Below are 12417 nucleotides of genomic sequence, written 5' to 3'. Positions count from 1 at the left end.
TGGATTTTATTGCTCCAAATCCTTTTTAATACGATGTATCAATTCCTCTCTTCCTTTAAATGGAACAAACTCCCCATTTTTAATGTAGGATATGGAACCTGTTTCCTCGCTCACTACCAAGCACAGTGCATCGGTTTTTTCCGTGATTCCCACGGCAGCCCTATGTCGCAATCCGAAACGGAGGGGAATGTTTCGGTCGTTGGAAACCGGTAGAATCACTCTTGTAGCGGTAATAAAGTTATCTTGGATCACAATGGCCCCATCGTGCAACGGGCTGTTTTTAAAGAAAATGCTTTCCAATATAGGTTGGGTCACCTTTATGTTCATGGCATCCCCCGTAGATTTAACAAAATCCATGGAATTGTTGCGTTCAATTACGATCAGTGCCCCCGTTTTGGAGCTGCCCATGCGTTCGCAGGCACCAATTATGGCATCCACATCGGTATTGGTGGCAATGGCCTCTTGCTTTAGGAATTTAAAATGTTTAAAAATATTGCGTTTGGAGGCGAAGTTGGTGGAGCCGATCATCAGCAAAAACTTTCGAATCTCTTGCTGAAACACAATGATCAAGGCAATCAAGCCAATGTTCATAAAGCCGCCGACCATGCTACTGATCATTCTCATTTGCAGCAATTCGGTTAGTTTCCACAGCGCCCAAACAATCACTATCCCAATAAAAATATTGATGGCGACCGTACCCTTGACCAATTTGTAAATGTAATACAGGAGTGCGGCCACGAGGACTATGTCGATAATATCCGTAATCTTGAACTCGAGAAAATTTAAAAAATCCAACCGCAGTGTTTTTGTAAAATTAGCAAAAATAGGAGAACCTCAAATCAGAGTGCGTTCTCTTTTAAGGCTTCCACAAGTTTAACACATTCCGTAGCTTCTTTTACATCGTGGGCCCGAATAATGTTTGCACCCCTTAAAAGGGCAATGGTGTGCAGGGCCGTGGTGCCGTTCAATGCCTCTTGTGGGGATGATTCCAACACTTTGTAGATCATGGATTTTCTGCTCAACCCAATCAAAATAGGCAAACCAAAGGTTTGGAACATATCCAAATGGTTTAAAAGCGTATAATTTTGTTCCGTTGTCTTGGCAAAGCCAAAGCCTGGGTCTATAATAAGATCATTTATTTTTTGGGATGTGGCCTTCTGGACTTTTTCTGAAAAATAAATCCTGAGGTCGTTGATCAAGTTATGGTAGGTAGCTTCTTTTTGCATGGATTGCGGGGTGCCTTTCATGTGCATCATAATATACGGAACTTGGTACTTTGCGATGGTTCCAAACATTTCATCATCCAAATTTCCAGCAGCAATGTCGTTAATAATGGCCGCACCATGCTCAATACTTTCTGCAGCCACCTTGCTTCTGAATGTATCCACAGAAATCAAAGTATCGGGAAACCTTTTTAGGATAAGGTCGATAACGGGAACCATTCTGCGCAATTCCTCATCCTCTGGAACATGTTCGGCACCAGGTCGCGAACTGTAGGCGCCCATATCAATAAAAGTGGCACCATGGTCGAGCATATATTCAACTTGGGTGAGTATGGAACCTTCATTCTTGTAATTTCCACCATCAAAAAAAGAATCTGGTGTAAGGTTGAGGATGCCCATTACTTTGGGCCTTTTTAGGTCTACAAGTTCACCTTTGCAGTTTATGGTCATAAAAAATATCTGCTTTGTTGGGTTTCATTATCTTTGGCAAAGTGCTTTTGGGCACAAGCAAGTTGGACGAAATTTACGCAAATTAGCAACAATACATGCAGCATACTTCCCAACAATACGATGAGGTGATACAAACCTGCCGGGAATTGTTTTTGAAAAAGGCCAAGGATTACGGCACAGCTTGGCGAATCCTACGGTTACCGTCATTAACAGATCAGATTTTTATAAAGGCCCAGCGCATTCGAAGCCTTCAACAGAACAAGGTGCGTAAAGTGGATGAGGATGAGCGTTCGGAGTTTATCGGAATTATCAATTATTCCATTATGGCGCTTATTCAAATTAAAAAAGGTGTGGTGGAACAACCGGACCTAACGGCTGATGAAGCCATTGCACTTTATGATGAGGAAGTCACCATCACCAAAAAATTGATGGAAGACAAAAATCACGACTATGGTGAAGCTTGGAGGGATATGCGGGTAAGCTCACTTACGGATTTAATTTTGCAAAAGTTGTTGCGCGTAAAACAGATTGAGGACAATCAAGGGGCTACCTTGGTGAGTGAAGGTGTGGATGCCAACTATCAGGATATGGTTAATTATGCAGTTTTTGCGCTCATACACTTGAGCGAAAATTCCAAAATCCAAGCACCAAAATCCAAATAACAGCGCATGACAGAGCAATGTGGATATAGGGGAAAAGAGACAAGAACAAAGACAAAAGAAGATAGTTGGGTTTATCGTCAATCACATATTGTGTCTATGGCTTCCTATACTTTGTTGAAAATTGGTGGGATCCGCGTCAGGTCGGCGTTTTTTGTTTCGTGAAAAAATTATTTTGATAGTATATGAAATATTTAGTTTGGATATCAAGAATTATAGTGGGGGTGCTGTTCATTATCAGCGGGCTTATAAAGCTGAACGACCCCATGGGGTTTTCCTTTAAACTGGAAGAATACTTTAGCCCAGGTGTGTTGGACTTACCTTTTTTAACCCCCTTGGCATTGGGAATCTCCATTTTTGTAGTGATTGTTGAGGTGATTCTTGGAGTTTTGCTCCTAATCGGGTTTAAACCCAAATTCACGGTTTGGAGTCTTTTACTCATGATTGTCTTCTTCACCTTTCTTACCTTTTACTCGGCCTATTTCAATAAAGTAACCGATTGTGGATGTTTTGGGGACGCCATCAAACTAACCCCGTGGGAATCCTTCACCAAGGATGTGGTTCTGCTGATATTTATTCTGATACTGTTTTTCGGCAGAGAATATATCAAACCCTTGTTCAGTCCCAAAACCAATTGGATTGTTGGGGGAGTGGCATTGTTGGCCTGTATTTTGTTCGCCAACCATGTTTTGGCCCATTTACCTACGGTAGATTTTAGGCCTTATAAAATTGGGGCAAATATCCAAGAAGGAATGTCCGTCCCCGATAATGCTCCACAACCTATTTACGAGTATGCATGGCGTTTTATGGTAAACGGAGAAGAGCAAATTTATATTACTGAGGGAGATTACCCAACGGTGGATGGCGAATTTATTGATGTGGAAACTACCGAAATCCAAGCAGGGTACGAACCACCCATCCACGATTTTACCATAGAACAAGAAGGTCAGGATTATGCAGCGGAACTTTTGGAAGAAGATAAATTGGTGATGGTGATAGCCTATGATTTAAGAAAAACAGGTGGTTTGACCACAGGTGCAACCAATGAAGAAATTGAGGCCGCACAAAATGAAATTTATCCTGAGCTCAAGAAAACAGTCGATAGAGCAAAACAAAAAGGATACAAAGTCATTGGGATGTCCGCTTCGAGCAGCGATATGGCCAATAAGTTGATAGATACCTACGGACTGGACTTTGAGTTTTATTTTACCGATGAGACCACATTGAAGACCATTGTGCGTTCCAATCCAGCTATTTTGGTGCTCAGCAAGGGAACCATTCAGCAAAAAGTACACTACAACGATTTTGATGAACTTACTTTCTGATCATAAAGGAATCGAAACACCAAACAGTATAACATAATAACAAATAACATGAGAACAAAGATTGTGGCAGGAAACTGGAAAATGAATAAAAACCTTCAAGAAACGGAGGAATTGTTGGCCGAGCTTTCCGCCAAACTACCCGATACCGATGCCGATGTAATCGTAGCACCGACCTTTGTAAACCTCCAAGCTGCACAACAAGCACTTCAGGATTCCAAAATGCAAGTTGCTGCGCAGAACATGCATTTTGCCGAAAGTGGCGCCTATACAGGAGAAATTTCAGCGGATATGCTACTTAGTTTAGGTGTGGATGTAGTAATCTTGGGCCACTCCGAAAGACGTGCTTACTTTGGTGAGGACGATGCTCTTTTGGCCAAAAAGGTAAAAACAGCCATTGAGAAGGATTTGAAGGTTATTTTCTGTTTTGGAGAAGAGTTGGAAGATAGAAAATCCGATAAGCACTTTGCTGTTGTGGAAAGCCAATTGAAAAACGCCCTTTTTGATTTGGATCCCAGCGCTTGGAGTAAAATAGTACTTGCCTATGAACCGGTTTGGGCCATTGGTACAGGTGAAACTGCAAGCCCGGAGCAGGCTCAGGAAATGCACGCGTTCATCAGAAAGACAATTGCCGAAGGATTCAATGCTTCCATTGCCGAAGATATTTCCATTTTGTACGGAGGAAGTGTAAAGCCTGCCAATGCGGCCGAGATATTTTCAAAGCCGGATGTGGACGGTGGTTTGATCGGTGGCGCTTCTTTGGTGGCTAGCGATTTTACGGATATCATCAAGGCGATTTAAACCATGTCCTTGATATACCTCGAATACGATTTTAAGATTGACCCGCTCCAACCCGCGACAGATATTTTGATTGCGGAGTTGGGGGAATTGGGTTTCGAAAGTTTTGTGGAAAATGAAACAGGACTTTTGGCCTACATCCTAAAATGCGAATGGCGTGATGGGGTATTGGAGGATCTGTTCGTATGCCAAAATCCAAATTTTGAGATAAGCTGGACCAGTAAAGAAATTGAACAGCAGAATTGGAACGCAGAATGGGAAAAGAACTTCCATCCCATTAAAGTAGGGGAAAAATGTATGGTTCGTGCACCTTTCCACGAGGCCGTTGAGGTTGATTATGATATTGTCATAGAGCCGAAAATGAGTTTCGGCACCGGTCACCACGAAACCACGCACATGATGTTGCAACATATTCTGGATACGGATTTTTCAGGAAAATCGGTCTTGGATATGGGTTGCGGAACAGGTGTTCTTGCCATTTTGGCCAAAAAGAAAGGAGCTGCCGAAGTAGAGGCCATTGATATTGATGAGTGGTGTTATTTGAATACCCAGGAAAATGTGGAGCGCAATGACTGTGCAGATATAAAAGTTTTTCAGGGCGACAGTAGTTTGCTGGATGGAAAAAAATATGATGTTGTTCTGGCCAACATCAACCGGAATATTTTATTGGAAGATATTCCTATATACACAACTTGCTTAAAAAAGGGAGGTTTCTTATTTTTAAGTGGCTTCTATTTGGAGGATTTAGATGCAATTTCTTCAAAATGTGACGCCTACGGTTTGGAATTTGAAAAAAATATTGAGAAGAATAACTGGGTTGCAGCAAAATATGTAAATTAGAAATACGTAAACTCCAAGAGATTATGGGAACTAAAGAAAAAGAGTTGGAAGGTGTCCTTCTGGACGAAGAGACCATAAATGAGCACGAGATAGTTCTTTTTAATGACGATGTCAATACCTTTGATCACGTTATTCAAACACTGATCAATGTTTGTGAGCATACGCCAGAACAAGCCGAACAGTGCTCTTTGATTGTGCATTACAAAGGAAAGTGCACCGTAAAAACGGGAGAGTATGCTGCCCTAAAGCCTAAATGCAGTAAGCTGTTGCAGGCGGGCTTAAGTGCCGAGATTGTTTAACTTGCCAATTCCAGCAAAAGTTCTCCACCTCAAACCGACATAACAATATTTCAAAACTAAAGCTCATGAATTCTTTACCTTGAACTAGCATCTCTTACCATCCCAATTCTTCATATTTAGCCTAAACAACCAAAAACCAACCCACTAACCACCCATTCTGAAAAATGAGTGAATTTTTTAAGGCTGAATTAAAAGATCGTTTTTTGGAATATGCCTTGGAGCGAAGCGATTACTTCCAAATCCAAACCCTTTACGATGAATTTTTAAGACCCAATTATAGTCTGGAATATGCTCAAAAATTGGTGCATGAAATCCAAACTTACGACCCCGATTTACTGGATGTAATGAGTGGCAATGGTATGGATATTTTTATGTTGGCCTCTACATCCCATACCGAAGATTTTTTGGATGAAGGTGGATTTATGAATCTTTATGTAAAGGAAGAGGAGAAGTGGGATGCGTTTCTAGGGCAGTTATCGGGTACGCCAAAATTGACCAAGGAGGAAAGGGAACTACTGAAGAAGAACACTCCAGATTTGAAACGGGAAAAAGTGATGCTCGTAGGACTTATAGTAGCGGTGGCGATCAGCTTTTTGTTTACATTGGTCAGTATCTTTAAAGAAACTCTCCTGGAGCCGGAATATGTCCCTGCCGACGAGTTTGAACGAAAAATAGATCAGTTGCGAGAACAGTATATTTTGGAGAACGAGAAAATGCAACGGGAATTGGAAAACACCCAACGTATGTTGGACTCATTGGCAAAATAAACCTCATATAAAAGCGGTAACCAATTCCGGTCATCGCCTTTTGATTTTTATTGCAATTATGGTTATTCAGGCTTCATCCCAGGCTGAACGATTTGGTAATTGGACTTGGCTTTAGCTTCCTCGACAATTTTCCTTACATCTTCCAATAACTTTTTGGCATCGTAGATTATCCCATCTTTTATGGTATACTTTACTCCTCCAACACGTTCAATGCTATTGTCCTGCTGTAGTTCAATGGCCCCTGTACCGTAGAGCGCTTTTAAGTTCTCCAAGGGATTTTCTTCGATGATCACAAAATCCGCCAGTTTCCCAACTTTTATGGTTCCTATTTCATCATCCAAGCCAAGGGCTTCCGCACCATTTAGGGTAGCGGCCTTAATTACCTCTAAGGGATGAAAACCGGCTTCGCGCAAAAGTTCCATCTCCCGGGGGTAGGCAAAACCATAAAGCTGATAGATAAATCCAGCGTCGGTGCCCACCGTGACCCTTCCTCCTCTGTTTTTATATTCATTCAAGAAAGCCATCCAAAGCTCATAGTTTTCCTTCCAATCAATTTCTTGTTCCGTACCCCAATAATGCCAGTAGGATCCATGGGATTGTCTGCTCGGCGCATAAAACTCCCAAAGAGAGGGGAGTGTGTATTCCTCATGCCATTCGGCACGTCTGGCCCTTTGTAAGTCCCTGTTGGCCTCGTAAATAACCATGGTGGGCGAGAGGGAAAAATCCAAGGAAATCAGTTCGTCCATCACCTCGTTCCATTTTTTGGAAAATGGCTTTGCAGCTTGTGCCCAAAGTTGACCAGCCTCACCGAAGCGGTCTTGCTCGTTTTGGTAATTGTAATCCAAAGAATAGTTTTGAACAGTTCTGTCATCGAACATGGCTTCCGGTAATCCGTACCAATGTTCCATGGAAGTAAGTCCTGCTCTAGCACTATGGAGCACATTCCACCTGCCTACATACAATTGGGCATGATGGGTCTTGGAGCGCAGCCCCATTTTTTTGTTTTCGTCCAAGGCCGCGGTCATTACCTCGGGCAGGCCTCCACCAAACTTAATGCCATCTGCACCTTTTTTGGCGTTGGCCCTGACCCATTCCCGGGCAGCTTCGGGGGTAGTGATGTCCCCTCGTCCCCGTTCTCCGTTTAAATTGCTGCCGAACCAAGTGTAAGCCTGTATTCTTGGAGCGGTAATTTCGTTTTTTGCACTTTTCTCCTTTTGGTCCAGCACCCAATCAATTCCATTGCCCGAACCTGGGTCGCAAATGGTGGTAATGCCATGCCCCATCCATAACTTGTAAACATATTCGGCAGGTGTTCCCTGTGAGGTGCCCCCGATATGTGCATGCGTATCCACAAACCCAGGGAGCAAGTACATACCTTCCGCATTGAGCTCTTTTCCGCCAGGTTTGAGCTTTGGTCTTCTGTTAGGGTCAATGTCCATTCCCGGGAAACCTACCACTTGCACGGAGGAAATCCGATTGTTTTCCACTACAATGTCCACTGGGCCGATAGGAGGCGACAAGGTTCCATCTATTACGGTTACCCCCCGTATAATTAATTGCGACCAAGGCCCTTCTCCATCGGTTCTTGGAGGGGCCTTTTCAATTTGAGCCTTCACATAAATACTTAATAACAAGCATGCAAATAGAAAAGTTTTGGCTTTGAGATTCTTCATAGGATCGGTTTGGTTGGATGTAAATTAGGCAAAAGTTTTATAAAGGTCTTTGTAAGGATGTTGTTGTTTTTTTAATCGAAAAAAATTCCCCGCATGCATGCATTGGGGTTTCCATTGAAACTGCCATTCCCGTGAAAACGGGAATCCAAATGCAATTTTTACGTATTAAAACATTTTTTTTGACATGCTAATTTAACCAAGCTGTTGATTTTTTATTAAATTGTTACAAGCTAATTCAACAAACCATTGACTTTTTTTACTAAACCTCGTTCTTTTTCGATAAAGAAAGGAAGTTTGTTCGCAATCCTTTTTGTGGTGCAATTTACTTTCTCGCAAAATGCTCCAATAACTCTATTGGGCGAATCAAGGACCTTCCCTGAATTTTTTAAGGAATTGGAGGAAAAATCCGGTTATTCCTTTTTCTACCTCGATGCCTGGGTTGAAGATCTTAAGGTGGAACAAAACTTTCAAGAGGCTACTATTTCCGATATTTTGGAAATCGTTCTATCCGAGACTCAATTGAACTTTTACCTTTTTGAAGAGGAAAAACGTGTGTTTTTGCTTCAAAACACGGTTATCTACGATGAACTCCCTCCCAGCTTTCATCAAACAAAGGACACCTTAGGGAATACAACGGTTGTGCAAGGTCAAAGAAATATTCCTCCTCCCACATTTTATAATGATGAAGTATCCCAAACCACGGAAAAAGTTCCAGTTGTTCGTATAGGAAGAGCCGATGAAAAGTATTTAAGGCCAACCTACCGATTGTCCGGGAGGGCAATCAATGCCGAAACAGGTGCCCCTATACCTGACTTGGCCATTAGGGTGAAAGGTAGGAGTGGTGTAACCGTTACAAACGAGCAAGGGGAGTACGAGTTGGTATTGCCGGCCGGATATAACCTTATTTCTACCAGTGCCATGGGAATAAGGGATTCGGAACGCGAAGTCATCATGTACAACGAAGGCACCCTGACCCTTCAATTACAGGAAAGTCTGGAACAGTTGCAGGAAGTTGTGGTCGAAGCAGATGCAGTGAGCAATGTTCAAGAGGCAGTTTCCGGCAGCGAAGAGATAAGCTCCGAGGAGTCCAAGGATATCCCTTTGGTGCTCGGGGAACGCAATATATTGGAAGTGGCCAAGGCCCTGCCCGGGATTTCCTCGGCCGGTGAAGGGGCTTCTGGGCTCAATGTTAGAGGGGGCAAGACCGACCAAAACCTTGTTTTGTTGGACGATGCCGTCATTTACAACCCAACCCATTTCTTTGGGATTTTTCAGGCATTGAACCCGTTCACAACGGAAAAAGTCAACATCTACAAAGGGGCACCGCCCGTGGAATTTGGTGGTCGGCTTTCTTCGGTGCTCGATATTGAGACCAAAAACGGGGATACCCAAAAAATATCGGGAGAGGGCTCCATAGGCCCGGTTACCGGAAACCTAGCTTTGGAAATTCCATTGAAAAAGGAGGTTTCCTCCTTGGTTATAGGAGGTAGGGGCGCCTATGCCGATTGGATATTGAAAGCTTTGGATGATGAGGACCTGAGCAACAGCGAGGCATCATTTTTTGATGGAATCGTAAAATATCATCATAAATTCAGTGAAAACAGCGAAATTCGTGGTACCGCCTATTACAGCAAGGACAATTTTAGCATCACTTCCGATTCCCTTTATAATTACAGTAACCGTTTGGGCTCCGTACGTTGGGCACATAAGCTGAGCGAGAAAAGCACCGGAGTGCTCACGGCAAGTAACAGCAATTATAATTTTGGAATTGATTACGATGACGATGGGAACAGTGATTTTGAACTGGACTATACCATCAACGAATCAGAGCTCAGGTATCGGTTGAACACCCGTTTGAACGATGCCCATACACTCGATTATGGTATATCGGGTAAATATTACTCGGTGGAACCCGGAAGCATTGAACCTAAAGGCAATGATTCCAATGTAGAACCTATTGACATAGATCGGGAACAGGCATTGGAAGGAGCTTTGTTTGTCGGGGACGAGTTTAAAATATCCGATAAACTGCTGCTCAATGTGGGAGCCCGATACGCTTTTTATGCGGCCATGGGCGAAGCCACACAAAATACCTACCAAGAGGGTGCACCGCGAAGCGAATCTACTGTGCGGGACACTATAAGCTATGATAGCGGTGAATTTATTAAAACGTATGGTGGACCGGAGGCTAGGGTTGCTGCCAGATATTTGTTTGCCCCGGACTTCTCGGTAAAGGCCAGTTTCAATAATTCGTATCAATTTATACATACACTTTCCAATAATACAACGGTGTCCCCGATTGATACTTGGAAACTTTCGGATTTGAATATCAAGCCTCAAAAAGGGTATCAGGCAACTTTCGGATTCTTCAAAAATTTCAATGAGAACATGTATGAATTGAGTTTGGAGGGGTATTACAAACGAATGGACGATGTGCTCGATTTTAAAACGGGTGCCGACCTCTTGCTCAATGAAAATGTGGAGACCGAAGTACTCCAAGGAGAAGGAAAGGCCTATGGTGTGGAATTTCTTTTAAAGAAGAACAGGGGGGACCTGAATGGATGGCTAAGTTATACCTATTCCCGTTCCAAATATAGGTTTGATGGGGAAACCAGTGAGGAACGCATCAACAACGGGGAGTTTTTTCCGTCCAATTTTGATAAACCGCACGACCTGAGTGTCATTGCCAATTACAGATTTACAAAACGTTATAGCGTATCCATGAACTTTGTATATCAGACAGGAAGACCCATTACCTATCCCGTGGGAACCTATAGGTTCAACAATGCCGATTATGTCGTGTTCAGTGATCGTAATAAATACAGGATACCCGATTTTTATCGCTTGGATCTGGGAATCAACATTGAAGGGAATCATAAGAAGGACAAATTGGCCCATAGTTTTATCACCATTCAGGTGTACAATGTGCTGGGCCGGAACAACCCGTACTCTGTTTTTTTTGTGACGGATGATGGGGAAGTCAAAGCATTGCAAAGTTCCATTTTTGGAATGCCCATACCTTCCATAACCTATAATTTCAAGTTTTGATGAAGCGCTATAAATTTACATATCAGATTGTTTTGAGCCTAGTTTCATTGATGATCTTGGGCGCATGCTTGGACGAACTCGAACTTGATACGCTTGACGAGGAGGAACAAACCGCCGCTTTGGTGGTGGAAGCTGTGCTGACCGATGGGATGATTACCCAAAAAGTGTATTTGAGCAGGAGCAGTCTTCGTTTGGATCTTGAGACGGACACGGTTTACAACCCATACCTTCCCTTGGGCAGTCGCCCCATTGATTCCGTGGATATGGAAAGTGGTGCCACGGTTCGTGTATTGGGTGACAATGGTGCCCAATACGCTTTTACGGAAGGAGAGGAGGGCATCTACCTCTCCAACCAACAGTTTGCCTTGGAAATGGGTGTTGGGTACACCTTGGAAATCCAGACCAGCAATGGCCAAGAGTACGTGTCGGACCCTTTGAGCGTTCAGGGAAAGTCACAGCTCACCAATGTGTATGCCGAAAAGGCCGTCAGCGACAGCGGAGCGGAAGGTGTGGCCATTTATGTGGATAGTGCCCCTGAACAAGGAAACACGGAGTTTTATAGATATACTTTTGAAGAAACCTATAAAATAGTTTCTCCTTTTTGGACAGGCAGTGATTTTGTGTTAACAGATTATGACCCCTGTGCTTTGCCTGTGCCTACATACAATTTAGAAGTTGTACCCAAGGAAGTGGAGAATAGGGTATGTTATAACACCGTTTCTTCCAATACCATTGAACAGTTGAGTACTGCAGGAAATCCTGAAAGCAAAGTTTCCAAGTACATGGTACGTTTTATTGGTAAGGACAATTTTATTATTTCGGAACGATATAGTATTCTGGTGCAACAGCAAGTGCAGTCTGCCGATGCCTATTCGTTCTACGAGACCCTGAGTAGTTTTTCGCAATCGGATAATATATTTTCCCAGATACAGCCAGGAGCACTTTATGCAAACGTGCATAGAAAAGATGGGACAAGTGAAAATGTCTTGGGGTATGTAGAGGCCGTGGGGGTGTCGGACAGGAGATTGTTCTTTAATTTTGAGGATTTTTTCCCCGACGAAGAGCTACCTGCCTTTCCTTTTGATTGTTTCTTGCAATCCGTTCCTGAATCCCACCCGTCATACTGTATTCAAGAACCTGTTTCAAATCCCTGTCCACAATCCATAATAGAAAGAGTGAACATAGGGACCATTAGCTATTTTTCGGGCTACGATGAGAATTTGGTGCCCAATGCATCCTGTCCTGGACCATATGTGTTTGTGCCCCGAATATGTGGAGATTGTACCCTTTTGGGAAGTAATGTAAAGCCGGATTTCTGGATCGATTAAAACACAGCTT

At 43.0% G+C, this 12417-nt stretch carries 11 protein-coding genes; 8 read left to right on the top strand and 3 right to left on the bottom strand.

Annotated features, from left to right (window positions below; all coding sequences use genetic code 11):
* Nucleotides 1-6: 6 nt before the first annotated feature.
* Nucleotides 7-795: a diadenylate cyclase CdaA gene (gene cdaA / locus AC13CC_RS16600; protein ID WP_326278043.1), complete on the bottom strand. Its 789-nt coding sequence runs from the start codon at nucleotides 793-795 to the stop codon at nucleotides 7-9.
* 44 nt (nucleotides 796-839) lie between these two features.
* A complete protein-coding gene (gene folP / locus AC13CC_RS16595; RefSeq protein WP_326278042.1) occupies nucleotides 840-1673 on the bottom strand; it encodes a dihydropteroate synthase in 834 nt (277 codons plus the stop codon).
* Between the two features lie 95 nt (nucleotides 1674-1768).
* On the opposite strand from folP, the gene AC13CC_RS16590 reads away from it, so the two are divergent.
* The 6 genes from AC13CC_RS16590 to AC13CC_RS16565 all read left to right on the top strand — a co-directional run bounded on the left by AC13CC_RS16590 (nucleotide 1769) and on the right by AC13CC_RS16565 (nucleotide 6358).
* Complete coding sequence (locus AC13CC_RS16590; protein ID WP_326278041.1) at nucleotides 1769-2335, top strand: DUF1599 domain-containing protein; 567 nt, start codon at nucleotides 1769-1771, stop codon at nucleotides 2333-2335.
* Between the two features lie 182 nt (nucleotides 2336-2517).
* Entirely contained in the window at nucleotides 2518-3657 is a 1140-nt protein-coding gene (locus tag AC13CC_RS16585; RefSeq protein ID WP_482877076.1) for a BT_3928 family protein, read from the top strand.
* 48 nt (nucleotides 3658-3705) lie between these two features.
* The gene (gene tpiA, locus AC13CC_RS16580; protein WP_482877075.1) at nucleotides 3706-4455 is read left to right on the top strand and encodes a triose-phosphate isomerase; all 750 of its coding nucleotides are present in this window, start codon (nucleotides 3706-3708) and stop codon (nucleotides 4453-4455) included.
* A gap of 3 nt (nucleotides 4456-4458) precedes the next feature.
* Complete coding sequence (prmA, locus tag AC13CC_RS16575; RefSeq protein WP_482877074.1) at nucleotides 4459-5292, top strand: 50S ribosomal protein L11 methyltransferase; 834 nt, start codon at nucleotides 4459-4461, stop codon at nucleotides 5290-5292.
* Nucleotides 5293-5315: 23 nt separating this feature from the next.
* Complete coding sequence (locus AC13CC_RS16570; protein WP_326278037.1) at nucleotides 5316-5591, top strand: ATP-dependent Clp protease adaptor ClpS; 276 nt, start codon at nucleotides 5316-5318, stop codon at nucleotides 5589-5591.
* Between the two features lie 164 nt (nucleotides 5592-5755).
* Entirely contained in the window at nucleotides 5756-6358 is a 603-nt protein-coding gene (locus AC13CC_RS16565; RefSeq protein WP_326278036.1) for a hypothetical protein, read from the top strand.
* Between the two features lie 62 nt (nucleotides 6359-6420).
* Here AC13CC_RS16565 and AC13CC_RS16560 read toward each other — a convergent pair whose 3' ends face one another.
* A complete protein-coding gene (locus AC13CC_RS16560; RefSeq protein ID WP_482877073.1) occupies nucleotides 6421-8031 on the bottom strand; it encodes an amidohydrolase family protein in 1611 nt (536 codons plus the stop codon).
* Between the two features lie 294 nt (nucleotides 8032-8325).
* Here AC13CC_RS16560 and AC13CC_RS16555 point away from each other — a divergent pair, with 294 nt between their 5' ends.
* Entirely contained in the window at nucleotides 8326-11079 is a 2754-nt protein-coding gene (locus AC13CC_RS16555; protein ID WP_482878290.1) for a TonB-dependent receptor, read from the top strand.
* The gene (locus AC13CC_RS16550) at nucleotides 11079-12407 is read left to right on the top strand and encodes a DUF4249 domain-containing protein (protein ID WP_482877071.1); all 1329 of its coding nucleotides are present in this window, start codon (nucleotides 11079-11081) and stop codon (nucleotides 12405-12407) included. Before AC13CC_RS16555 ends, AC13CC_RS16550 begins: the two co-directional genes overlap by 1 nt.
* Nucleotides 12408-12417: the final 10 nt, after the last annotated feature.

The sequence above is a fragment of the Flagellimonas sp. L-11 genome, assembly GCF_056857735.1.
This window is presented reverse-complemented; position numbering and strand designations above follow the sequence as displayed.

What these genes read in the sequence shown, in the direction of transcription:
- AC13CC_RS16550 (WP_482877071.1), top strand. Translation starts at nt 11,079, where the DNA reads ATGAAGCGCTATAAATTTACATATCAGATTGTTTTGAGCCTAGTTTCA.
- prmA (WP_482877074.1), top strand. Translation starts at nt 4,459, where the DNA reads ATGTCCTTGATATACCTCGAATACGATTTTAAGATTGACCCGCTCCAA.
- folP (WP_326278042.1), bottom strand. Translation starts at nt 1,673, where the DNA reads ATGACCATAAACTGCAAAGGTGAACTTGTAGACCTAAAAAGGCCCAAA.
- AC13CC_RS16570 (WP_326278037.1), top strand. Translation starts at nt 5,316, where the DNA reads ATGGGAACTAAAGAAAAAGAGTTGGAAGGTGTCCTTCTGGACGAAGAG.
- AC13CC_RS16585 (WP_482877076.1), top strand. Translation starts at nt 2,518, where the DNA reads ATGAAATATTTAGTTTGGATATCAAGAATTATAGTGGGGGTGCTGTTC.
- tpiA (WP_482877075.1), top strand. Translation starts at nt 3,706, where the DNA reads ATGAGAACAAAGATTGTGGCAGGAAACTGGAAAATGAATAAAAACCTT.
- AC13CC_RS16560 (WP_482877073.1), bottom strand. Translation starts at nt 8,031, where the DNA reads ATGAAGAATCTCAAAGCCAAAACTTTTCTATTTGCATGCTTGTTATTA.
- AC13CC_RS16590 (WP_326278041.1), top strand. Translation starts at nt 1,769, where the DNA reads ATGCAGCATACTTCCCAACAATACGATGAGGTGATACAAACCTGCCGG.
- AC13CC_RS16565 (WP_326278036.1), top strand. Translation starts at nt 5,756, where the DNA reads ATGAGTGAATTTTTTAAGGCTGAATTAAAAGATCGTTTTTTGGAATAT.